Origin of the sequence: Microcystis sp. Msp_OC_L_20101000_S702, from assembly GCF_007095705.1 — a bacterium.
Lineage (GTDB): Bacteria > Cyanobacteriota > Cyanobacteriia > Cyanobacteriales > Microcystaceae > Microcystis > Microcystis ichthyoblabe_A.
This window is the reverse complement of the sequence record NZ_SFBO01000014.1, coordinates 1-24,604: the sequence shown is the minus strand read 5'-3', so window position 1 is coordinate 24,604 and position 24,604 is coordinate 1. Positions and strand designations below refer to the sequence as shown.

Annotated in this window: 20 protein-coding genes, 1 tRNA gene and 2 pseudogenes; 19 read left to right on the top strand and 4 right to left on the bottom strand. The window is 42.4% G+C overall.

What is annotated here, in order from left to right:
- Positions 1-150 precede the first annotated feature (150 nt).
- The 5 genes from EWV60_RS01230 to EWV60_RS01210 all read left to right on the top strand — a co-directional run bounded on the left by EWV60_RS01230 (position 151) and on the right by EWV60_RS01210 (position 7,333).
- Positions 151-3,618, top strand: a complete 3,468-nt coding sequence (locus tag EWV60_RS01230; protein ID WP_287230385.1) for a type ISP restriction/modification enzyme — start codon at positions 151-153, stop codon at positions 3,616-3,618.
- A gap of 483 nt (positions 3,619-4,101) precedes the next feature.
- Positions 4,102-4,338: a hypothetical protein gene (locus tag EWV60_RS01225; RefSeq protein WP_002737182.1), complete on the top strand. Its 237-nt coding sequence runs from the start codon at positions 4,102-4,104 to the stop codon at positions 4,336-4,338.
- On the top strand, positions 4,335-4,688 hold the full coding sequence (locus tag EWV60_RS01220) for a type II toxin-antitoxin system PemK/MazF family toxin (protein ID WP_002735534.1): 354 nt from the start codon (positions 4,335-4,337) through the stop codon (positions 4,686-4,688). Before EWV60_RS01225 ends, EWV60_RS01220 begins: the two co-directional genes overlap by 4 nt.
- A gap of 653 nt (positions 4,689-5,341) precedes the next feature.
- Complete coding sequence (locus EWV60_RS01215; protein ID WP_287230382.1) at positions 5,342-7,168, top strand: peptidoglycan DD-metalloendopeptidase family protein; 1,827 nt, start codon at positions 5,342-5,344, stop codon at positions 7,166-7,168.
- Between the two features lie 91 nt (positions 7,169-7,259).
- Positions 7,260-7,333, top strand: a tRNA-Met gene (locus EWV60_RS01210).
- A gap of 335 nt (positions 7,334-7,668) precedes the next feature.
- Here the strand turns inward: EWV60_RS01210 and EWV60_RS01205 are convergent.
- Positions 7,669-8,511, bottom strand: a complete 843-nt coding sequence (locus EWV60_RS01205) for a methyltransferase domain-containing protein (protein WP_287230380.1) — start codon at positions 8,509-8,511, stop codon at positions 7,669-7,671.
- Positions 8,490-8,645, bottom strand: coding sequence for a DUF4277 domain-containing protein (locus tag EWV60_RS01200; protein ID WP_002742273.1), 156 nt, complete (start codon positions 8,643-8,645; stop codon positions 8,490-8,492). Before EWV60_RS01200 ends, EWV60_RS01205 begins: the two co-directional genes overlap by 22 nt.
- A 585-nt stretch (positions 8,646-9,230) precedes the next feature.
- Between EWV60_RS01200 and tatC the strand changes: the two genes are divergently transcribed.
- From tatC to EWV60_RS01130, 14 genes and pseudogenes are all read left to right on the top strand, one after another.
- Positions 9,231-9,992, top strand: coding sequence for a twin-arginine translocase subunit TatC (tatC, locus tag EWV60_RS01195; RefSeq protein WP_002737652.1), 762 nt, complete (start codon positions 9,231-9,233; stop codon positions 9,990-9,992).
- A gap of 112 nt (positions 9,993-10,104) precedes the next feature.
- Positions 10,105-11,054, top strand: a pseudogene (locus EWV60_RS23100) (ISAzo13-like element transposase-related protein).
- On the top strand, positions 10,999-11,271 hold the full coding sequence (locus EWV60_RS23095; RefSeq protein WP_103111231.1) for an ISAzo13-like element transposase-related protein: 273 nt from the start codon (positions 10,999-11,001) through the stop codon (positions 11,269-11,271). Before EWV60_RS23100 ends, EWV60_RS23095 begins: the two are co-directional and overlap by 56 nt.
- A 71-nt stretch (positions 11,272-11,342) precedes the next feature.
- A complete protein-coding gene (locus EWV60_RS01180; RefSeq protein ID WP_024969511.1) occupies positions 11,343-11,654 on the top strand; it encodes a hypothetical protein in 312 nt (103 codons plus the stop codon).
- Positions 11,655-12,121: 467 nt separating this feature from the next.
- On the top strand, positions 12,122-13,150 hold the full coding sequence (locus EWV60_RS01175; RefSeq protein WP_002742255.1) for a chlorophyll a/b binding light-harvesting protein: 1,029 nt from the start codon (positions 12,122-12,124) through the stop codon (positions 13,148-13,150).
- Positions 13,151-13,416: 266 nt separating this feature from the next.
- The gene (fldA, locus tag EWV60_RS01170; protein ID WP_016515946.1) at positions 13,417-13,929 is read left to right on the top strand and encodes a flavodoxin FldA; all 513 of its coding nucleotides are present in this window, start codon (positions 13,417-13,419) and stop codon (positions 13,927-13,929) included.
- Positions 13,930-14,089: 160 nt separating this feature from the next.
- Positions 14,090-14,833 carry an alpha/beta hydrolase gene (locus tag EWV60_RS01165; protein ID WP_190380188.1) on the top strand — a complete coding sequence of 248 codons (744 nt, stop codon included), beginning with the start codon at positions 14,090-14,092 and terminating at the stop codon, positions 14,831-14,833.
- A 19-nt stretch (positions 14,834-14,852) separates the two neighbouring features.
- On the top strand, positions 14,853-15,161 hold the full coding sequence (locus EWV60_RS01160; RefSeq protein WP_287230371.1) for a hypothetical protein: 309 nt from the start codon (positions 14,853-14,855) through the stop codon (positions 15,159-15,161).
- A 257-nt stretch (positions 15,162-15,418) separates the two neighbouring features.
- Positions 15,419-16,939 (top strand): hypothetical protein, encoded by a 1,521-nt coding sequence (locus EWV60_RS01155; RefSeq protein WP_287230369.1) that lies wholly within the window; start codon positions 15,419-15,421, stop codon positions 16,937-16,939.
- Between the two features lie 348 nt (positions 16,940-17,287).
- Complete coding sequence (thrS, locus tag EWV60_RS01150) at positions 17,288-19,144, top strand: threonine--tRNA ligase (RefSeq protein ID WP_287230367.1); 1,857 nt, start codon at positions 17,288-17,290, stop codon at positions 19,142-19,144.
- A 114-nt stretch (positions 19,145-19,258) separates the two neighbouring features.
- The gene (locus EWV60_RS01145; RefSeq protein WP_287230365.1) at positions 19,259-20,284 is read left to right on the top strand and encodes a CobW family GTP-binding protein; all 1,026 of its coding nucleotides are present in this window, start codon (positions 19,259-19,261) and stop codon (positions 20,282-20,284) included.
- Positions 20,285-20,813: 529 nt separating this feature from the next.
- Entirely contained in the window at positions 20,814-21,593 is a 780-nt protein-coding gene (locus EWV60_RS01140; RefSeq protein WP_287230363.1) for a hypothetical protein, read from the top strand.
- A complete protein-coding gene (locus tag EWV60_RS01135; protein ID WP_024970229.1) occupies positions 21,593-22,402 on the top strand; it encodes a metallophosphoesterase family protein in 810 nt (269 codons plus the stop codon). The genes EWV60_RS01140 and EWV60_RS01135 overlap by 1 nt, the downstream gene beginning before the upstream one ends.
- A gap of 21 nt (positions 22,403-22,423) precedes the next feature.
- Complete coding sequence (locus EWV60_RS01130; RefSeq protein WP_002797982.1) at positions 22,424-23,122, top strand: metallophosphoesterase family protein; 699 nt, start codon at positions 22,424-22,426, stop codon at positions 23,120-23,122.
- Positions 23,123-23,399: 277 nt separating this feature from the next.
- Here the strand turns inward: EWV60_RS01130 and EWV60_RS01125 are convergent, their stop codons facing one another.
- A complete protein-coding gene (locus EWV60_RS01125) occupies positions 23,400-24,383 on the bottom strand; it encodes a methyltransferase domain-containing protein (protein ID WP_287230402.1) in 984 nt (327 codons plus the stop codon).
- A gap of 110 nt (positions 24,384-24,493) precedes the next feature.
- Positions 24,494-24,604, bottom strand: a pseudogene (locus tag EWV60_RS01120) (IS630 family transposase); the annotation flags it as partial.

Genomic DNA, 24,604 nt, shown 5'->3' with positions numbered 1-24,604 from the left:
CAAAAATGGCAAAAATAAGGATTAAATGGCATAAAATATGTAAATAGACTATTTAGTTAATTATTATTCATTCTTAATTCTCCTGACTCCTGACGACCGACTCCTGACTCCTAACCCTAACAACAATTTTTGATTTTTACAACACTCCTAATGAATCCCCTCGTCAATTATTTTCGCAACCTGCACGAAATCCACTCATCCCAAGCAGCGGTAAAAGAAACCTCCTACTACGGCACTCTCGAAACTCTCCTCAACGAAATCGGTAAAACCCTAAAACCGCGAGTCCGCTGCATTATCAACCTCAGAAATCAGGGTGCGGGATTGCCGGACGGGGGACTTTTTAACGTCGATCAATTCCCCAAAAATCAAGAATTAGAACCTTTTACGGCGATTTTTCCCGAAAGAGGCGCGATCGAGATTAAGGGAACCAAAGAAGATATCAAAAAAATCGCCGCCAGCGAGCAAGTACAAAAATACTGGCAAAAATACGGTCAAGTATTAGTCAGCAATTATCGCGATTTTCTGCTCATCGGTCGCAATAGCCAAGGTCAACCGGTAGAATTAGAAGCCTATAGTTTAGCCCCGTCAGAAGCCGAGTTTTGGCTAAAAACCTCAAATCCATCCAAATTTGCCGCCGAACACGGTGATAGCCTCTTAGAATACCTAAAGAGAGTGCTTTTACAGGCGGCTCCTATCACCTCACCGGCCGATGTTGCTTGGTTTCTTGCTTCCTATGCGCGGGACGCAAAAGCACGCTTAGAACATCATTCCGATCTTCCCGCTCTGGCCAATATTCGTCAAGCTTTAGAAAATGCCCTCGGTATCAAATTTGAACGGGAACAGGGAAATAAATTTTTCCGTTCTACCCTCGTGCAAACCCTCTTTTATGGTTTATTCTCCGCTTGGGTATTATGGCACAAGCAAAACCTCAATCGCGAGGATAAAGAGGATAAGTTCGATTGGAAATCCGCAGCCCACCATCTCCATGTTCCCATGTTAGCGATCCTATTTGAGCAGATCGCCGCACCGAGTAAGTTAAAATCTTTGGGATTAGTAGAAGTCTTGAATTGGACTGGTGCAGCTTTAAATCGAGTGCGACGAGAGGAATTTTTTCGTCAATTCGATGAGGGACAAGCGGTACAGTATTTCTATGAACCATTTTTGCAAGCTTTTGATCCTGATTTACGCAAAGAATTGGGAGTTTGGTACACTCCTCCGGAAATTGTTCGCTATATGGTAGCGCGAGTCGATCGAGTTTTACGAGAAGAATTAAATATCGAGGACGGTTTAGCTAATCCCGATGTTTATGTTCTCGATCCTTGCTGTGGAACTGGTGCTTATTTAGTCGAGGTTTTGCGCTATATTACCGATACTTTACAGGAAAATGGGGCGGGTGCTTTAGCCATGGCTTTGGTGAAAAAAGCAGCCATAGAAAGAATTTTCGGTTTCGAGATTTTAACCGCTCCTTTTGTCGTCGCTCATCTACAATTAGGTTTATTCCTGCAAAGTTTGGGTGTACCTTTAATAGAAGATAGTGAACGAGTCGGGATTTATCTGACTAATGCTTTAACCGGTTGGCAACCCCCCGATGAGGAAAGTAAACAGAAAATTCAACAGCTACAATTGAGTTTTCCGGAGTTAAATAAGGAACGAGAAGCAGCCGATGAAGTTAAGCGCGGTAAACCGATTTTAGTTATTCTCGGTAATCCTCCCTATAATGCTTTTGCTGGAACCAGTCCCGCAGAAGAAGCGGGTTTAGTGGAAGTGTATAAACAGGGTTTAATCTCCGATTGGGGGATTAAAAAGTTTAATTTGGATGAGTTATATGTGCGCTTTTTTCGTTTAGCAGAAAGATGTATTTCAGAAAATACTGGTAAAGGGGTTGTTTGTTATATTTCTAATTTTTCCTATCTCGGTGATCCTTCTTTTGTGGTGATGCGTCAAAGATTTTTACAAGAATTTGATCGTCTTTGGTTTGATTGTCTCAATGGGGATAGTCGCGAAACGGGAAAGTTAACCCCTGAAGGTAATCCAGATCCTAGTGTTTTTTCTACTCAATACAATAAGGAAGGAATTCGAGTCGGGACAACTATCGGACTAATGGTAAGAAAGGAAGTAAGGAATAAAAATGTTGATGTCTATTTTCGCCATTTCTGGGGAGTTGCTAAACGAGAACAGTTATTAGATAGTTTAAATAATCAAGATTTTGATGCTTTTTATCAAGTCTCTAACCCAGAACAATCTAATCGTTATTCTTTCCGTCCCTCCGATGTTTCTTCTCACTATTTAGCATGGCCAAAGTTAACAGATTTATCTTGTCAAGATTCATCATTAATTATTCCATTACAGGGTATGGATGAAGATCGTGCAAATGCACTGATAGATTATGATCAAGATATTTTATCATTAAGAATGCAAAAGTATTTTGATAAAACAACTGACTGGGATGAATTTTTAACTTTAAAAACTGGGTTAAGTCGAGATAGTGCGTCTTTTGATGCTAAAACTGTACGAAAAAAAGCACATCAATTAGATTCGTTTAAAGAAAATAACCTGAAAAGATATAATTTCCGTCCCTATGATACAAGATGGTGTTATATTACTTTAGCCCCTAATGTTTGGAAAAGAGTAAGGCCAGATTTATATGTACAATACACATATAAAAATTTATTTTTATTAAGTCGTTCTAAAGGAGTTGCTCAACCAGAAGGAATTCCATTTCTATTTACTCAAAGTCTTTTTGCTAGGGATTGTATGAGAGGTCATGCAGTTGCATTTCCCATGTTAATTTATCCTTCTGCGAAACATGAAGCAAAAAAACAAGATAAATTATTTAATGTTGAAAGTTATACAACTGTTAAAACAAAAGCCAATCTCTCAGAAAAATCTCGTCAATACTTAAATGAACTGGGTATTAATAATCTTGATGAAAATATCGAGAATGCTTCCTTAATTTGGCTGCACTCGTTAGCGATTGGTTACTCTCCCTTGTATCTTCGGGAAAATGCCGACGGTATTCGTCAAGACTTCCCAAGGATTCCCCTTCCTAATAGCCAAGAATTATTAATTAAATCTGCCCAACTAGGACAAGCGATCGCATCTCTTTTAGACACAGAAAACCCCGTTATAGGAGTCACCAAAAAACCGACCCCTGCACTGCAAAAAATCGCCTTGATTTCCTGCACTGATGGGGGAAATTTAAACCCAGATAAGGGGGATTTAATTATTAACGTCGGTTGGGGACATGGGGGTAAAAATGGTGTGACAATGCCGGGTAAAGGAAAAGCGATCGCCAGACAATATACAACCGCAGAAATGAGCGTAATTAGCCCAGAAATGCGAAAATTATTAGGAACGACCACCTATGATATTTATCTCAATGATCGAGCCTATTGGCAAAATATACCGGCCCGGGTTTGGGAATATACCATCGGGGGTTATCAAGTCATTAAAAAATGGCTAAGTTATCGCGAGGAAAAATTATTAGGACGGGGATTAACTATCGCAGAAGTGCAGGAAGTCAGCGAGATGACGAGAAGAATTACTGCGATTATTCTCCTAGAATCAGATCTAGATGATAACTACCAAAATATCAAAACTGCCGTGTATTCTTTTTAATTAAATGATTGAAACCTGCCTTATCAAGGGGGGCAGGGGGGATCAAACCCCCCTTATCAAGGGGGGCAGGGGGGATCAAACCCCCCTTATCAAGGGGGGCAGGGGGGATCAAACCCCCCTTATCAAGGGGGGCAGGGGGGATCAAACCCCCCTTAATAAGGGGGGAGTAAGGGGGGATCAAACCCCCCTTATCAAGGGGGGCAGGGGGGATCAAACCCCCCTTATCAAGGGGGGAGTAAGGGGGGATCAAACCCCCCTTATCAAGGGGGGCAGGGGGGATCAAAACTAAAATCGATTGGTATTAGGTGAACTGGACTCAGAGCAGTTATCAAAAGTTGAAGATGTTTGGCTTTTTTGACTTGGGCTACTCTAGAACTATGAATTTCTGAAAATGCGATCGCTTAAGTTAAAATAGAGAGGTTCAGTTTCAGGGACGAAAAAGGTAAAATAGATTAAAAGCTTACAATCTTCTAACTCGCTGCTATGCCAGTCACTCGCCAAGCTCTTAAGCAAGACCTTGACCAACTAACTAATGATCAACTTCAGCAAGTTGCTGACTTCATTGCCTTTCTCAAGTTCCAAGATAAACGCCGCCGGATCATTCTCGATCCTAGTCAACTTGTTTCCCTTGCGACTGATTTCGCCGAGGAAGACCGTATCTTTGCCGAAGCTGGAATGGATGATTATGCAGTGATGCTTGCTCAGGAAGATCATCAATGACTGAACAGCTTAAACGTGGGGAAGTTTGGTTAGCAAACCTCAATCCTGCTCAAGGTTCTGAGCAGGCAGGTATTCGTCCCATCATTATTTTTCAAAATGATATTGTTTCTCAATTTTCCACAACAACCATTGCTATTCCCCTAACGACAAACCAACGCCGTGCTTTATTACCAATCTGTATGTTGATTAGACAGGGAGATGGCGGGTTATCGCAGGATTCAGTCGCACTTTGTTTTCAAATTAGAGTGTTAGATAAGACCCGTTTAATTCAGCGGTTAGGACTACTTAGGACTGAAACAATAGCTCAACTAGAAGATGTTGTGTTGATAACATTAGGATACCAACTATAAGGATAGTACGATCACCGCTCTTGTCGGGTGCAAAAACCCGCAGGTAACGCATCAATAATATCTTTGAGGCTCATCCCAATAATTTTCTCTAGCTTGGGGAATTTCTATGAAGAGCCGGTAGGCGTTAGGCTGTATTTGTTTTGACATCAACGCCCCGTATTGTTCTCGGTAAAACCCCACACCCCACACCCCACACCCCACGAAAAACTTTTTGGGCAAACCCTAATTATTGCCCCCCCAATAGCCATCATTGCTCCTTGCGAGCGGCGAATCATTAATAATTTCTTTAGTAAACGGCAAAACCGATAAAAATTTTCTATCAAAAAATTGGCAAAAATTGGCAGGACGAAAAATGCTGATCAGCTTGGAACATCTGAGATAGAGCATCGTCAATCTGGACATTCAAAATGTCACCAACTTGCTGTGATCCCAGTGCTAATGGTCAGAGATAGACTTGCATAATTTCAAAATCTAAGTTAATCTCACCTAAAAGTCACCTTTAGGTATTTTGACTAAAAAGTAAAGTTGCTTAACTTCTACTCTAGCCTCAAGGCTAATGCTGAAAGCTAGACCCATCGGCTTAATCCACTGGCTCTAGCTAACTCTTTACACCACAGGAGGTCTGTTTGAAAGAGACTTTTATCCACAACCCCATGACATCCGCTACCCCAGAACAGAATTGCACCGCTGAGTCTAACCGAGTCCGTTACTCAGTTGCTCTACTGGGATTAGCACTCTCTCTGGGAGTACCTAGCATTCTCAACTCCACCTCAGAATCAGCCCAGGCCGCCAATTCTGTACCCTTAGAATGGGAAGTGATTGACCTGGCCCAAAAAGCCAAAGCTGCGGGTAAAGAACTAAAAGAACCGCAAATAATCCAATCCCAAGCACTCGCCACCGTCAAATTCATCGCCACATCAGTGGTTGAGCATCAGGTAAAACCGGGAGAATCCCTGTGGAGTTTAGCCGACAGCTATCAAACCACCCCCACAGTGATCGCTGCCCGCAATAATCTCTCCCCCCAATCCGATTTGATTATCGGACAAACCTTAAAAATTCCCACTCCTGAGCAGTTGCCCCCGGCAGCCCCGGCAGCAACTCCTGAGCAGTTGGATAGTTCCTCTGCTAGTCTCCGTCAAACCCGTCAACGTCTCCAAGAAAGTTTGGCCGCCCTGCGAACCGAGGAAAACCCCCATCAGTCCAATTCCGGGGAAACGGTAATCGTCACCGAAACTACCGCTCTCGTTCCCGATAATTCGCCAACTAGCGTCGAGATTCCCGTTATTGCTCCCGAAGAATCCCCCCGACCAACCAGCCAGGTGATCCCGATTCCCGTTCCCACCCCTGAAAGCGATCGCCCGATAGCCACAATTCCCCTTAATCCTCCCTTGACAAGCAGACCGGAAATTCCTAGCGTTGCCCTACGAAATCCGGCTCCTGTGACTGAAATTCCCGCCGTTCCCAATCCTCGGGTCATAGTTCCCCCAGAAAACCAAGTTTATCGGGTTCGGCCAGGAGATACCTTAAACACGATCGCTCGCGCTCTCGGCATCACCCCCGCCGAATTAGCTAGGGAAAACGGCATTGACAACCCCAACCGGATTAAAGTTAATCAAACCCTAGTGGTTCCCGATCGCTCTGCCAACGCTAGAGTTAATCAAAATCTTACCCCTTTGGACGGCGATCGCCCTAGGTTGTCCTTTAACCCCAGCAATCGACAAAATCCGCCCGCGGAAACTGCCACCACGGGGACGGAAGAATTCCCCGAAAATATCACCGGCAGCTATCGGGAAAGATTGCGCCAAGAGGTGGCTAATCTGCGGGAAACTAACCTTTCGGAAACCCAGAAAAGTATCGCTATTCCCGTCGATAATCCCGCAGAAACCCTCGATGAGCCGCAAATAACCCCTAATCCCCAATGGACTGCCCTTCGTTCTCGTTCTAACCAAAGCACCCCCCCACAGATTATCGGTTCGGCTCCTACCAATGTGGAAGAATATAATGACCGCCTCCGAATTCCCGTCGGCGAAACCGTAGAACCTTCCCTTCCTCCCCTCACTAATCCCGATGAGCATTTACCTAATCCCGCCCCGATTTTTACCGGCTTTATTTGGCCCACTAGAGGTGTGTTAACCTCTGGTTTCGGTTGGCGCTGGGGCAGACCTCATCGCGGCATCGATATCGCCGGTCCAGTGGGGACTCCGATTGTGGCGGCGGCAGCCGGTGAAGTAATCTCCTCCGGCTGGAATTCTGGCGGTTATGGCAATCTGGTGAAACTTCGTCACCCCGATGGTAGCACCACTCTCTATGCCCATAACAGCCGTCTGCTGGTGCGTCGCGGCCAAACTGTTCAGCAAGGCGAGCCGATCGCCCAGATGGGCAGCAGTGGCTTTAGCACCGGCCCCCACCTACATTTCGAGGTTCACCCCTCCGGCCGGGGAGCAGTTAATCCTATGGCTTTCCTGCCAGGCAGACGTTAAAGATGCCCCCAAAGGGAAGAAAAAATCTTCCCTTTTTTGCTCTTGTGCAATTGGGTGATTATGTGTTATGATTGATAACTGTGTAAACAACGGCTTAGTAGCTCAGTTGGTCAGAGCAGGGGACTCATAAGCCCAAGGTCGGCAGTTCAAATCTGCCCTGAGCCATTTTAGGAAAACCTAAGTGTAGAATTTTAGAAATACAGAATCTTGCTTGAAGATTATCTCGTTCCCCAGTTCTACCTGATCACTGCCCCCACCAAAGCCTTTTTTTTGATTTATGGAAATTCGCACCCATAAGTATGGGAAAGGGCTTGACTTAGGCGGCGGTTTGCGTTATGCTTTTTTTATAATGGGAATCTGTGCCAATTTAGATAATTGTCAATATTTCCATTATGAATAAAATCTTTTAGAAATATTATCTCAAAATCTCCCCAGAAAAGCAAGCAAAATTTTGCCAATAATTGTTAAGTTTTGTTAAAAAGAAATGGAGAGATCAGCCTTTATTTTTTCCCTTGCAGTAAGCCAAAACGAATTAAACCCGACTCGTAACCGCGCCGCATTAACCCTAAAGATAAAGCCCCTTGGATAGTAGTGTAACCGCTGGCTAACAAACCTGCGATCGCATCTGGGGTTAGGGCCGAATCAATCACCACATCCCAAAAAGCGGCCACCGATAGAGACCAATCATCGGTTTTTAGGTCTTGAAAGCCAATGTCACGGGCAATATCGGCGTATTCTGGCAAAGAAATCACATAGGGCAGACAATAAACCTGATAAATCTCGTTTAATAGTTTAATCTCTCCTTCCGTTAAATTACCAGCCAGGGAAGTGGTGGAACGATGACACCAAGTAGCCATCAAAAAAGTCCCCCCAGGCTGCAAAACCCGATAACATTCCCGCAGAAATTGCCTTTTATCGGGCATATGTTCGCCACTTTCCAATGACCAGACCAGAGCAAAATTATCGTCAGGAAAAGGGGTTTTTAGGGCATCAGCCACACAAAAACTGACTTTTTCTTCTAAATTAAACTCTTGCGCTCTTTGGCTGGCTCTAGCGGCTTGTACCGGGGAAAGGGTAATCCCCACCGCTTGGCTGTGAAATTTTTCGGCCAGATAAAGACTACTGCCACCAATACCACAACCGACATCAAGAATCCGATTAGCACCGGTGACATGACCCCAAGTTAATAATTCTTCTATTAAATCAATTTGTGCCTGACGGCGATCGAGTTTAATCTTGCCGCCGCGACCGTAGTAACCATGGTGCATATGTTCGCCCCAAATCCTTTCCCATAGTCCACTAGAGGAGTCATAAAAATCGGCTATTCGTTGATAAAGTTCCATGGTGATTTCCTAAGTGAGTGGGTGGTGTCTTTTTCTCCAAGTTGTTGATTCATATAGTCCACAATACCTAGCTCATCAATGATAGCGGCGATGATGCCTAAATGGTCGGGATTTTTAACGGTTAGTTGAGTCATTGTCAGGTGAGTGACTGGTTGATTTGATTGTAGCTATTCCGTCGCTATTTCTGAGTTTATTTTTTACCTCCTCTTAACCAGTACGGAATATGGGTTACAAAGGTGAGATGCTCTCCTCTAATACCATTTTTCTTTATTTGCGTCACAACGAATGCAAGCTTGGCAAGCATTCGAGCGTGGATGTCTGTCATGGATTTAGAAATTTGGTATAAGTCCTAAAAATAATCTCCCGACTCCTGAATTCTGATAACTGATTCAAGGCTAAGGGTCAACAATGCTAGGATAAAGGCTTGAGTAGAGAACGATCAAGCGAAAGCCATGTCATCGACAGCCGATCTTGTAGGGTGCGTTCCCTAATGCAAGTCCTACTGCTCCACCGATCGATTTTTGGGGAACGCACCATGCACATTTATTGCAGCTGTGGGTTAAAGTGCGATGCCGCTCTGATGGGTTGAGTTCTGGATTGGTAACCTGTTACCGAGCAAACCCGACGATGTTGGAATGATTCTGATAGCTGACGGCTAATAGCTAAGGGTTATCAATGCTAGGATAAAGGCTTGAGTAGAGAACGATCAAGCGAAAGCCATGTCATCGACAGAAGTAAAAACCCCGCCCCCAGACAGTACCGAATTCCTCGATGAGTTACCCGGAGAAGTGGAAATGTCCTTATTTGACCACTTGGAGGAGTTGCGGCGCCGGATTTTTTATAGTTTAATTGCCGTGGCTGTGGGTGCGGTGGGATGTTTTATCTTCGTTAAACCCCTAGTACAAGTGCTGGAAGTTCCCGCCCAAGGGGTAAAATTTTTGCAGTTAGCTCCGGGAGAATTTTTTTTCGTCTCCCTAAAAGTAGCTGGATATAGCGGCATACTGGTGGCTAGTCCGGTCATTCTCTTACAAATTATCCTCTTTGTGCTGCCGGGGTTAACCCGTCGCGAACGGCGTTTAATTGTCCCGGTAGTGTTAGGATCGAGTGTTTTATTTTTTGCTGGTTTATTTTTTGCCTATATTGCCCTGATTCCCGCCGCTTTAAACTTTTTTGTCAGTTATGGGGCGGAAGTGGTCGAACAAGCTTGGTCGATCGAGCGCTATTTTGAATTTGTCTTACTTTTACTGTTTAGTACTGGCATCGCCTTTCAAATTCCCGTTATTCAATTGATTTTGAGCTTTTTGGGCATTATTTCCTCGCAAACGATGTTATCGGGGTGGCGTTTCGTGGTTTTGGGGGCGGTGATTTTAGGCGCGATTTTAACCCCTTCCACAGATCCTCTCACCCAATCCCTGTTAGCAGGGGCGGTCTTGGGTCTATACTTTGGGGGCATTGGGGTGGTGAAATTAACGGGACGTTAGCAGTTTTTTGATAAAATTTGACGGCTGAAAACCAATTAAGCCAGAAAGCTAGAGATTGATTCTAGATTGAGTAACAAGGGACTTGCGTATTAATAAATTACCATCTAGACTTATGGTAACTGAACTGACTGAAAAAATCAAATCAAGCTTGAAAGATGCGGCAAAAAAGCTGACAGGTTTTAAGAAAAGGGCTTTTATGGCGCAAGTAACTATAGACTATTTTAACTCTTTGCCGCGCCGGGCTGAAACAGAATTGGGATGGTCTAGGCAGGCAATAGCAACGGGATTGAAAGAGCTAGAAACTGGAATTATTTGCGTTGATAATTATCGTGCTAGGGGGAGAAAAAAAACGGAGGAACTGCTACCAAACTTAGAGGCAGACATCAAAAGTTTAGTGGAGATGTACTCGCAAGCAGACCCTAAATTCCAATCAACTTTTGCCTTTACTAAAATCAGTGCCAGAGCCATAAGAGAGGCATTAAAAGAAGAAAAAGGCTATCGAGATGAACAATTGCCCTCTCGTCAAACCATTGGAGATATTTTGAATCGAATGGGCTATAGTTTAAAAAAACACAAAAAATAAAACCGCTCAAAAAAATCCCAGAAACCGAGGCAATTTTTGCCAATGTAGCTCAAGCCAATCAAGCCGCTGACAACCAGACTAAATCCTTGAGAATTTCCTTGGATAGCAAAGCTAAAGTTAAGATAGGCAATTTGTCTCGTGAGGGTAAAGCCCGCTATCTCGAGCCATTAAAAGCTGATGATCATGATAGGGAATGGAGGGCTGTTTTAGTCCCTTTAGGAATTCTAGATGTGAGGGGAGAACGCCTGTCTATTTATTTCGGTCAATCGGCTGAAACCTCAGATTTTGTAGTAGATTGTTTAGAGTTGCGGTGGCAAGAAAATCAAGCAATCTATCCAGGGTTAGAAGAATTAGTCATTGATTTAGATGGAGGAGCCGCCACTCGCAGCAACCGCACTCAATTTATCAAAAGAATGGTAGGATTTGCCCGAAAAACCCAATGGCAAATACGGCTCATCTATTACCCGCAAATGCCATAGTAAATATAATCCCATTGAAAGGTGTTGGGCAGTCTTAGAGAACTATTGGAATGGGGCAATTTTAGATTCAATTGATGCGGCTCTTAATTGGGCTTCTAACATGACTTGGAAGGGTATAAAACCTCTAGTAAATTTGGTAGAAGGAACTTATGAAAAAGGGGTGAAGGTTTTGGCTAAAGAACTAGAACAATTGCAACCTTTCAACGCAGCGTTCTGAAACTTTGCCCAAATGGGATGTGACGGTTCTGCCCTCCTAGCTGGCATCTTATTTTTACGCAAGTCCCCAAAGTGAAATATTTTTTCTTAACGGCAGGCTGGACAATAGGACGGGTGTGGGAATTTGGTGGTTTGTGGGACAATGCGAGTAGTTGGCGACGACCACCACAGATAGAGCGATTAAATATCGGTATTTTAGAGGGAGAACAGGTTTTATGGCTTTATAAGGTGGAAGAAGCCGTGATTATGGTGGAAGTTGCCCCCAAGAGTGCCGAAATTGCTGATACTGTCCCCACTATCGGGCAAGTGGTGCTAAAACGCTTGATTAGTGCCGAACAAGTCCTCGAAATCCTGCAAAATGCCGAAGAACTGCTGAGGAAGTAATTAGGGTTTGCTGAATAATGGTAAAACCCTTTTTAGATAAGGCTTTTGACCTGTTAAAATCCGATGTTCATGCTGCGAAAATAGGATTGGAACCTTCAAAAACCTTGCATTATCCTTCTTACAGTACATAAACTGGTACAAGAAAAGGGGGCAACAAAGCCTGAAACTCCTGCCTCACAGCCTCGGATCATTCTGCCTGACCCTATTCTAGGCCTTTTTCAGAAGAAATTAATTAATAATTATTCTCAATTATTTGAGAAGATTACTCTAGCTGCGATCCAAGATTCATGCTGAAAAGCCTTGATTTTCAAAGGCTAAACCGGCTAAAAATACTAATGTATCAAAGGATACCGAGCAACTGTAACAATTCTTAACTTGACTTTATTGAGAATTATTCTAGACTAAGACTTAAAGCTTATTGCATATTATTATCAATAAGCTTGGTTCTATTTTCGTTAAAAGATGCCATGCAGACCTACGACAATCCTCAGATCAAGTACGACTGGTGGGCAGGAAATGCCCGTTTTGCCGATAAATCAGGCTTATTTATCGTTGCCCACGTTGCCCAAGCTGCTTTAATCGCTTTTTGGGCAGGAGCCTTCACCTTATTTGAAATTTCCCAGTATCGCCCCGATATAGCCATGGCAGAACAGGGCTTAATTTTACTGCCGCACCTGGCCACTTTAGGCTTTGGAGTCGGAGAAAAGGGGCAAATCATCGATATCTATCCCTTTTTCGTGATTGGCTCAATTCATCTGATTTCTTCGGCAGTTTTGGGAGCAGGAGCCTTATTTCACCTGTTAAGAGTCCCAGAAACCCTGAAAGATTCCTCTGGTCCGGGGAAAAAATTCCATTTCGATTGGAGTGAACCCCGACAATTAGGAGTTATTCTCGGTCATCACCTGCTCTTTTTAGGTATAGCTGCATTATTATTAGTGGCCAAAGCTATGTACTGGGGGGGATTATACGACGCAACTATCGGCGCTGTCCGAGTCGTTAGTGAACCAACCCTCGATCCTTGGGTTATCTATGGCTATCAAACCCACTTTGCTACTGTGGACAATCTCGAAGATTTAGTCGGTGGTCATATCTACGTCGGTTTAATGTTAATTGGGGGCGGTATCTGGCATATTATCGTTCCCCCGCTCAAATGGGCGAGAAATGTGCTGATTTTCTCTGGAGAAGCCATTTTATCCTATTCTTTGGGCGGAATTGCCCTAGCTGGTTTCGTGGCCGCCTATTTCTGTGGGGTAAATACCCTCGCTTATCCAGTCGAATTTTACGGGCCAATTTTAGAAGTGAAGTTAGGAATTGCTCCCTACTTTGCCGACACGGTGAAATTGCCCTTTGGAGTACATACGGCGCGCTGTTGGTTAGCTAATGCCCACTTTTTCCTCGCTTTCTTCTTTTTACAAGGTCATCTCTGGCACGCTTTACGCGCGATGGGTTTTGACTTTAAACGAGTAGAAAAAGCCTTAAATGCGATAGAAGCCTAGTTTTTTCAAGGAAGATTAGGATAAATTATCGATTTTCCTAATTTTCCCCGCTGATCAATCTTTCTAACTGTCCCTTATGCCTTACTGTACCTGTTGTAACACCAAATTGCTGCATCACATTGGACGCTCTCGCTCTTATTGGTACTGTAGTTCTTGCCGGCAGGAAATGCCAGTTTCAGAGAGAGAAAACTGTAATCAGGGGCTTTATTCCCTATCAAGGAGAATTAAGAGTTAAACTCACTTATTTCGCAACAAGGACAAATTTTATGGCAAAAATTGGCTTATTTTTTGGCACGCAAACCGGCAAAACCGAAACGGTGGCGGAAATGATTCAGAAAGAATTTGGAGGTGAGGCAATTGTAGAATTACACGATATCTCCTCCGCTTCTACCGAGGATTTTGCCCCCTACGATGCCCTGATTATCGGTTGTCCCACCTGGAATATCGGCGAATTACAAAGCGATTGGGCGGGTTTTTACGATGAATTGGATGACATTGATTTCGTCTCCAAAAAGGTCGCTTATTTCGGGATGGGGGATCAAATCAGTTATGCGGATAACTTTCAAGATGCTCTGGGGATACTGGAAGAAAAAATCGCCTCCCTGGGGGGTAAAACTGTCGGTTACTGGCCGACAGAAGGTTACGATTTTAACGAGTCGAAAGCCCTAAAAAATGGCAAATTTGTCGGTTTAGCCCTCGATGAAGACAACCAATCCGATTTAACTGAACAACGGATCAAAACTTGGGTCGCGGGACTTAAGGGCGAATTTGGCGTTTAGTTAGCTATCAATCAGTTATCAGTTATCAGTTATCAGTTACCAGTTATCAGTTATCAGTTACCAGTGAATAGTATTAAGTGGCTAGTTCGCAGCTTTCTTTTCACCGACTACTGATTACTGTTTACTGATCGCTAAAAAATCCCCTATATCCTTGATTATTATGTCTCGATTACCTGATGCAGTTTGGATTAATGTTAACCCCAGTTTTCGCCGTTTTGATCGCCCGGTGTTGGATTGTTTAGCCCGGGAAGTTGCGATCGCTGATTGGCAATACTGTCAATCTCTTGATCAGCCAGCTTCTCTTGATATTGCCTTAGTATTAATACAAGATTACCTGAAACAATGCGATCGACCGCTGCATTTAGTCGGCCACGGCACGGGGGGATTAGTAGGATTACTGTATGCGCGTCGTTATCCAGAAAGGGTAAAATCCTTAACTTTGCTCTCTGTGGGAGTCTATCCGGCGATCGATTGGCAAGCTCATTATTATGTGCTATCAAAATTACTGCCTTGTTCTCGTCAAACTCTGCTCAATCAATCGGTTCACAATCTTTTTGGTCATCAATCCTGCGCTTTAACCCAAGAATATCGCTATCTCTTGGAAGAGGATTTATTATTGTCCCTTTCTCCCCATAATCTCTATCAGAATGCCCATTTCCCCCCGGGGACAGTTCCCGTACCCCTGTTAGTCTGTGGGGGAGATATCGATACGGTAATTGATCGGCATTTATTGCAGGGATGGCAACCCTGGTTAAAGTCAGGCGATCGCATTTGGAGTTGTCACAAAGGGCGTTATTTTTTCCACTATTCCCACCCCTACAGCGTCAGTCAAGAGATTTTTAGTTTCTGGCGATCTCTAGTTCCACAGGAATTCCTTTCTGAGCAAACTGTAATTATTCCTTAATTGACAAAAATCGAGATTTATGTTAAGGCTAATACCGCTCTTTTGTCCGATCGCAATCTGGATAACGCTGCTGTTCTTTTTTACTGCCCTTTTTCTTGCTGTTGCCCAAGGGCGCCGGCAGTTGCAAAAGCTGCATCGAATTCCCTGTAGTCGCTGTGTTTTTTGTACCGGAGATTATCGCTTGAAATGTGCGGTGCATCCAATGCGTGCCTTTTCGGAAGAGGCGATCGATTGTCGGGATTTTGAGCGAGAAACACGTTGGAAGTCGAGGATTGGTCTAAGTTGGACTTGTCTCGGTAAATTTTCGAGATATAGTCATTTCAATTAAGATTGGGAATATCAATGCCAGATAGAATAAGGGTTTTATCGATCGAGAGTGTATCGTACTTATTTGAAATCACTACAATAGCATTCTAGACCCAATTCGTTAGGGTTAGAATGGACACTTTTCGGGGGATCGATCGTCCCGGAGCGATGTACTATAATTAGACTAGGTAACTCGCGCGTCCCGTTCTCATGAACTTCTCGAACATAACAGAATTAAAAGACTATCTTCGTCGATATAACTCTCATTCTATTTTAAAAATGGGAGCTAATATTTGTTGGCGCAACTGGGAAAGCTGGAAGAGTGATCCTTGTAAATGGGTAGAAAGTAACGCATTACGCAATTATGCGATTCGATTGATCCTTCTTGCTAGTGCGGGAAACATACATCGTGATCAAGAAATAATTCCAGAAGAATTCGATTCTTTGATTCAAGTTTATTTTGGTTGGCCGAACCATACAATTTCAGACAAAAATCTGTTGAAAAAAGAATCGGAAGAAATCGTAAATAACATTGCAAAATACGAGAAAAACCATATAAACAAAGTTCGTAACTGGACGATCAAGCCTAGTGATTTTATCACAAAAGAGAAAGTGCGCCGCCATTCGCCAGGACTCTTCTGTCAGCGTTCGGCGGCTTTTCAAAATTCGGGATTTGGAGACTCAATAGCTCGTATTCAGCGCACGATTAAATTATTGGAGATTATTCATCAATCACACCCTCTTATTCTTGAGCTTTTTTATCAGCGAGCGGGATTATCAACCCAGGTTTACTTTAATCAATTTATGTCGGCGATTGAATGGGGAAAGAGCAATGGAGAGCAATGGGGTCTTATCGACTTTTCTCGGGATAAAGAACTCGAAGATCAGGGAATTACTCAAGAGAATCTTGAAAAATTTATTTCACTCAATAGCTTGCCTTTTAATCTATCTACAAAAAAAGATTCTCAATGTTTTTGGACAAAAGTTGAGCGAAGTATAGAAACAGTATCAGAACCTTATCAACCATTCTTTTATAATTATTTTTTAGATATTCCATTTATATATCTTGGCAAACAAAAATACTGTCTTCCCGATCCTCTTTCTTTGTCTGAATCCTGCTGGAACCAGATTAACACAAATATTCTTACGCCCTACGAAGAGAATCGAAAAAAACGAGATGGTATTTTAAGTGATGCGGTGGAAACATATCTGGAAACAGTTTTTTTGCCCCAGATTGCTCCGACATCTTTTGAAAGAATTCCTGTTGACGAAACAGACTCGATCAATAAAGCGGGAAAACGAGCAGACTTTTTGATATGCCTTCCTAATGCCTATATTATTATCGAATGTAAGAATTCGCTAATGTCCCCTGACACTAGCGCCTGTTTTCATCCTGAAGGACTAGCCAATTTTTATATGAGATTTCACGAAGCTACAGAACAAATTTCGGCAACCGTTCGAGCGTATAATTTGAAAGATAAGCCTGTTATTCCTTTGGTTCTCTCCTTTTATGATGCAATAAGACCTTCTCAAATGTTTGAATTTATGATCGAGGAAACTAATTATTGTTCGGAATTAGGTCTGACAATGCCGCCTGTTATTCGTTCACTACATGAGTTTGAATATTTTACAGAAAATAGAAGTCTAGAAAATTGGGCCGAGTTAATAATTTGTCAAGCTAAACAACCTCGGTTTGTTCCACCAGATGAACGAGGACAACCCCAACCACATCCTGTTCCACGCGATAATCGGGGTCATGAATATAAGCACTTGGCCGATTATAAATTATGGCTCTTCTAGAGTAGTTATGATATATTAGCACAATAATTCCTGTGAGACTTGTGTAGCAAAGCTTACTAGGAATTCAAAAAAGCAATTTTAATAAAAAAGCTTTTTATTTTGTTGGATTCTCTACTTTTTAAGGAGTTAGGCTCATTTAAACTACTCATTTGCTATAACCAGTCTAGGAGAGCCACTTTTTGCTGGCTATGGAGTACATCTAAGCAGAGTATAGTCAGTCTGAAAAATAAGGGGAATGATTACGAACTCAACCCTTAATATACATAGCTTATAGATGTTGAGCGCATTTTTCTCTCAGACATCAGCCCTCCTCTGCTAAGATGATAATCATTATCATTTTAGCAGGCAATGGTCAATCAGATTAAGTCCCCCCGAGCAGAAAGCTCCGTTATCGAGGAAGATTCGCAAAAAATCGTAAAAATACGCCATACTTGCGCCCATATCTTAGCGATGGCTGTACAAACTCTCTTTCCTGAAACCAAAGTCGCTATTGGTCCCTGGACAGAAACGGGATTCTACTACGATTTCGATCGCCCAACACCCTTTACCCCCGAAGATTTGGAGAAAATAGCGGCAGAAATGGGGCGAATTATCGGGAAAAACCTGCCAATTATCCGAGAAGTGCTGGAAAGAAGCGAAATTACCGCAGAAATCGAGCGCCTTAATCAACCCTACAAAAAGTTAATTTTAGAGAGAATTCCCCCAGATGAAACCATTACCCGTTATTTTATCGGTAGTCCGGACGCAGGACGGAGCGATCGAGAACCCTCGTTAATTGATGGTGCTGTTTCTCCCCCGGAAGAATTTTGGTGGGATCTGTGTGCGGGACCCCATCTCAACTCGACGGGGGAAATTAACCCAGATGCTTTCGCCTTGGAGAGTGTAGCGGGTGCTTATTGGCAAGGAGATGAAAAACAGCCGCAATTACAGCGAATTTACGGCACAGCTTGGCAAACCCCCGCAGAATTACAAAATTATCTCCAACAAAAAGAAGAAGCGCAGCGACGAGATCATCGCAAATTGGGACAACAATTAAAATTATTTAGCATCCAAGAAGATGCCGGTGGCGGCTTAGTTTTTTGGCATCCCCGGGGTGCAACAATGCGTTATTTAATCGAAGATTATTGGCGCCAAGCTCATTTAGAAGCGGGTTATCAATTTCTTTATACTCCCCATCTAGCTAATTTAGATCTGTGGAAAACTTCCGGACATTGGGACTTTTATCGCGACAATATGTTTGAGGCGATCGAGTTAGAACAGCAAAGCTATCAAATTAAGCCGATGAATTGTCCTTTTCATGTTTTAACCTATCAAAATGACCTGCATTCCTATCGAGAATTTCCCCTCAGATGGGCAGAATTAGGCACAGTTTATCGTTACGAGCGATCGGGGGTTTTACACGGATTAATGCGGGTAAGAGGTTTTACTCAAGATGATGCTCATATTTTTTGTTTACCCGAACAAATTGCCGCAGAGATTCTAGGAGTTTTAAATTTAACCGAGAAAATTCTCTCCGATTTTGGCTTTACTAATTATCAGGTAAATTTATCGACTCGTCCCAGTAAATCCGTGGGTAGCGATAGTGTTTGGGAATTGGCAACTGCAGCTTTAATTGAGGCATTAAATGCTAAAAAGTGGGATTATATTGAGGATCAGGGAGGTGGGGCTTTTTATGGTCCAAAAATTGATATAAAAATTCAAGATGCGATCGGTAGAATGTGGCAATGTTCCACGATTCAGGTCGATTTTAACTTGCCAGAACGCTTTGATATGCAATATGTCGCTAGGGATGGTACTCGGGAAAGACCGATTATGATTCATCGAGCTATTTTTGGCTCTTTGGAAAGATTTTTTGGTATTTTAATCGAGAATTATGCGGGAGATTTTCCTCTCTGGTTAGCACCTATTCAAGTCCGTTTATTACCCGTTAGTGATGAACAGCAGCATTATGCTTTAGAGGTAGCAGTGCAGTTAAAACAAGCTGGTTATCGAGTGGAAATCGATAAAAGTGGTGAGCGTTTAGGCAAACAAATTCGTACAGGAGAACTAGAAAAAATCCCTGTCTTAGCTGTGATTGGAAAACGAGAAGTTAGCAGTAAAACTCTAAGTGTTCGCACTCGACAAGGGGGTGATTTAGGTTCGATGACGCTGGCAGATTTATTAGAAAAAATGCAAACGGCGATCCTATCTAAAACTAATCTCTGAAACTTTTGTATAAACCAGCAATTAGTGGATATCGATCCCCTCCAAGCGAATTTAACAGGGTTGAGAAAAGCCTATTTTCTGCCAATTAATTAACTTACAAGTGGGTTAGCTGCCATGAGTTCTTTGATAATTCCCCTCTCCGATTCCCTCCCTTGCTTGCCTAAATCAGGAATGCCTGTGACGATTATTACTGGTTTTTTAGGGAGTGGAAAAACCACCTTACTCAATCATATTCTTGACAATAAAGAAGGGTTAAAAGTTGCCGTCTTAGTCAATGAGTTTGGGGATATTAATATTGATTCTCAATTGCTTGTTTCCATCGATGAAGATATGGTAGAATTGAGTAATGGCTGTATTTGTTGTACGATTAATGATAGTTTAATTGAGACAGTCTATCAGGTCTTAGAAAAAGAAATACCCGTGGACTATCTAATTATTGAAACCACAGGATTAGCCGATCCTTTGCCAATTATCCTCACTTTCCTAGCCACGGAATTAAAATATCTGACTCGCTTAGATTCTATTATTACCCTCGTGGATTCTGAAACCTTTACTGCCGATCATTTTGATAGTAATATTGCCCTTAGTCAAATTCGTTATGGTGACGTGGTAATTCTCAATAAAATAGATCGAGTCAGTCCCAAGAAATTAGATGATTTAGAAAAGTTTATTCGTCGAGAAAAAGAGGGTATAAGACTCCTAAAAAGTAGTTATGGTCAGGTTCCTTTGGGTTTATTGTTAGATCTAGGTTTAACTAAAGAAGAATTGTATAAAGTCCAGTTGAGAGACTTTCAAAAAAATCGCCAAAGCTCCAGTGATAATCAATCTCCTGAAGACTTTAATTTTGTCTCCTTTGTTAGCGATAAACCATTTAATCTAGATAAATTTGAACCTTTTCTCACGGAAAAAATTCCAGTAAATGTTTTTCGAGCTAAAGGGATTCTCTGGTTTCAACAAAGCGATTTAAAACATATTTTTCAATTGAGCGGTCTTCGTTACGATCTGCAAGCGGTAGAATGGGATACATCTCCTCAGAATCAGTTAGTTTTTATCGGCAGAAATTTAAATAAAGAGGAAATCTTGACACAACTAAACGAATGCTTGGCTAGTTCTCAAAAAATTAAAAAGCACAAACTATGAATAGACCTCTTGCAGAAATCAAAAATCGTTGTTAGGGTTAGGAGTCAGGAGCCAGTAGTCAGTAGTCAGGAGAATTAAGAATGAATAATAATCAATTAAATGGTCTATTTACAGATTTTATGCCATTTAATCCTTATTTTTGTCGTTTTTGAACTCTCAAAAATTAATTATGCAAGAACTCTAATAATTTATGGATAAAAACTTTAAAATTTAACGAACCCTCGATCCCATGGTTTTACATCTCTTTGTTCTCCAAGTTCATTATCGCAAACCCTTGCACTTTACGGAAGCGGCGATCGATTAAGGGAACAATTAAAAACGAGGGGAATTATCTTAGTTGATTTACCCGATGGACAAAGCCAATGGTATCCTAGAGAAAAGAGCCATAACCATGATTAATATCCCAAGAAACCGCCAATTTTTCCCAAAATAACCTTACTAAGTCTAGAGGATTGGTTAAGGAAGATTACTTGCCCCAATCTGACTTATGCTAGAATGATTATCATTACCACAATAAAGAAGGAGCAAAATGATTATCGTGGTGACGGGGGGTATAGCTGCGGGAAAAACCCATTGGATTCGCCAACAAATCGCCCAAAGCAAGCAGCCAAGTCTATATTTTAGTCCCCAGACGGAAACTTTTCCCATTGATCATCTCACTTTACAGAGTGACTTTCCCCAGTTGTCCTCTATTTCCAGGGAAGAAGAAGACCTTTTGAGCAGTTTATCCATGGAAAACACGATCTATATGGAAGTACCATGGCATTTAGACACGCAATCCCTCGAAAGCTTTCTAAAACCCCTCAATTGTCATCGGGTAGCGATTACGTCTCCAGACGAAGAAATCCCCGAAGGACAAGTTCCCGTCGATGAAATAGTCATCAGTCCCGTCAAAACAACCATAAAAGGTGATCAATGGTTAAAAAAACGAGAAATACAGATTTATAGAGCCGTTTTAACGGGAGAAATCCTCGATTTTTCCAGTTTAACCACCTTTTGGACAGAATTAACCCAAGGGGCCTATGGGGAAGTGCTGCGGGTTAAAAGTATCTTCGATATCATCGACGGTCAGTGTATTTATGGGGAATTTATGGATGAATGGCCAGAAAAAGACTTTCAAAGCTTAAATTTCCCCTTAAATCTCGATGGGAGACCGAATCGCTTTAGTGGGATTGAAATCGTCGGTCGCAATCTCGATAAACCGACAATTGCCGATACCCTGAGTGATTGTTGTCTGTCCGATGAGGCACTTTTTTATTATCAACAACAATTTCAAGAATCTTTAGAGCCAGAAATGGAGTTAATCTGATGAAAATAGCCGTTTTATCCTGTATTCATGGCAATATGCCCGCTTTTAATGCTGTTTTGGAAGATTTAGACCAACAGGGTTGTCAAGAAATCTACTGTTTAGGGGATTTAGTTGGGTACGGACCCCATCCTAACCAAGTGGTGGAAAAAATCCGTCAACTGGGGATTACCACGGTACAAGGGTGTTGGGATGAGGATATCGTTGAGGGATTAAATGCCTGTGAGTGCAGTTATCCGTCGCTTTTAGCAGAAAAACGCGGTAGATTAGCTCATGAGTGGACAAATCAAATAATCACCCCAGAAAACCGTAATTATTTGTCAAAACTGCCCGAAATTTTTAAGCTAGATCACCTCTGTTTTGTCCATGGTAGTCCCCAAAGTAACCATGAGTACCTTTTAGCCGAAATGGACGCTTTTACGGCTTTAGAACGGGTTTTATCGGTAGATACAGAGGTTTTATTCTGTGGACATACCCACATCCCCTATATTCGCACTCTCGACGCGGGAAGCTTGCAAATAAAAGTGTATCAACCCGATGGGGAACAGTCGCGGCAATTTACCACACCGGTTAAACGTATCATCAACGTGGGATCGGTGGGAGAACCACGTCACGGTCGTCCAAATGCCACCTATGTGATTTACGATCGAGAAACGGCAGCGGTACAACTGCGAGAAGTGGCCTATAACTATCAGGAAACCTGTCAGGCTATTTTAGCATCGGGTTTACCTCCTATTTTCGCTTGGCGATTGGCTAAGGGTCTAGAATATGCGGAAAAAGCCGATGATCCGACTCATGTTTGCGAACGTTAATTTGTGATAAATCAAGAAATTATGTGGGCGATTTTAAGCGGTATTCAAGGCAATTTACCAGCCTATCAAGCGGTCTTGGAAGATATTCAGCAACGGTCAGTTACTGTAGAAAATTTATATATTTTAGGAGATTTTATCGGTGTTAATCCCGATAGTGAAATGCTAGTAGAACAAATACGTTATCCCACTAAAAATAACTTATATCCGCAGGTTTGTCGGGGATGGTGGGAAGAACAATGTCTAATTTTACACAGTTTAGGAGCAACAGGAGAACCGACGGAATTAATCGATAAACATGGAATTGATAGCACTAAACAACTCTGGGATGCAGTTTCTTTAGAAACGGTGCAATGGTTACGAAATCTCGATTTTGGTTTTGTCGAGTTGGATTGTTTATTAATTCATGGCAGTAGTGTCAGTGTTAGTGAAGAATTAACCCCCGATACTCCCCCATGGCAAATTTTAGATCGACTGCAACGGGTGGGAGTTAATAATCTATTTTGTGGTCGTGCGGGAAAAGTTTTTGATTATTCTTTACAGTCCGCTAATTTAACCAGCACTGTTACTACTTTAGATAAACGGCAACCAAGTCAAACTTTGACGATTCAAGATAAGCGTTTAGTTGGGGTTGGTAGCGTTGGTAAAGAATTAAATAAAGCAGTTTACACTCTCTATAATCCTAGTAATAATTGCGTGGAGTTTAGAACCGTACCTTATTAATCTTTCAGAGATTAATTAAATATTAAAGATTAATTTAAGTAGGTAGGTGTTAAAAATTATCAGACACCCCCCTTATCAAGGCTATCCCTTATAGGGATCTTTCTTAACAATTTTTGCAGTGTCAGTAAGGGTGTCAACAAGGAATATTACAAATTGTTAACCGAGTCTTGAAAGCCTTGTGCTACAAAGGTTTGAAATGTTAAGAAAGATGTGACTAAAGGACAGCTTATCAAGGGGGGATCAAGGGGGGATTTATCTTCAATTTAATTATAACCAGCTAGATAACTGAGGTAAGAGACTCTTGCTGACTTGCTTGCAGATGGGATTGAGCGCGAACAGCGCGGAACATCCCAAAACGACATAAACCCGTACCAAAGGCCAAACGCATCAGCAGAATTGTCGGCACTTCTCGGACAGATTTAAGCAACCCAGTTAGACCAAATTGCCACCAACCTTGGGGACGAATCACCCCCTGCCAAATGGTATCAATCCAAGAGGGTAGAGTGGCTTTTGTCCAGTCAGCAGTCACCACTTCCCCATCCACCAATCCCGTGGCCGCTAACTGTTCGGCAAAACCTTCGATACTGGCAAAAGCGGGGTGGGACCACTGATCCAAAAGTTGGCGCATTACAGGACTTTCCCAGAAATTGAGCGGTTTTTGACGGTCATCTCGCTGATTCCAGTCCGCTACCACTAGGACTCCCCCTGGTTTGAGAACTCGCAGTAATTCCTGAGCAAAAACGGCTTTGTCCGGCATATGGGGACCGGCTTCAATTGACCAGACCACATCAAAACTCTCGTCGGGAAAAGAAAGGGCCATGGCATCATCGACCAAAAAGCGAGCATTTACATCTGGGGGTGTTAGTTCTTTGGCCCGTGCCACTTGTTTGGGACTAATGGTGACACCGGTAACGGCAAATCCGTAGTCGCGGGCCAGAATGCGACTGCTCCCACCAATACCACAACCGACATCGAGGAGAGTTGCACCAGTGGGTAGTTTATCCAAACCTCCCCAAGAGACCATTTCCGCCACAAAGTCAGCTTTTGCCTGTAGAAAGTCTTTTTTTTCTGGTGGGGAACCGTAGTGACCTAAATGGATGTGTTCGCCCCAATAATATTCTAAAATCCCGTCTTCGGTCCATTGGTCGTAGGAATTGGCCACCGAGTCCGACGATTGGTACTTGCGAGAGGAAACAAAATAGACGACGATAGCGATCGCTAGGAGTAAACCTAAAGATGATGTCACCAAAAGTATATTCATTAAATGCTGCCGGGCAAACTGATACAAAGCTTAATAACTCTTAAAAATTATACAACCTTGAGGTTCTGCGGTTGAGTGACTTTGGTTCCTCGCCAGAAATTAACTATACTTTAGACGTTCATAATCTGAGATTTATTAAACTTCTGAAATCGTAGAGTCAGCAAGGAATCCAGTTCTTTTTTATGTTTCAGATGGGCATCATTCAGACATTCATAAATAGC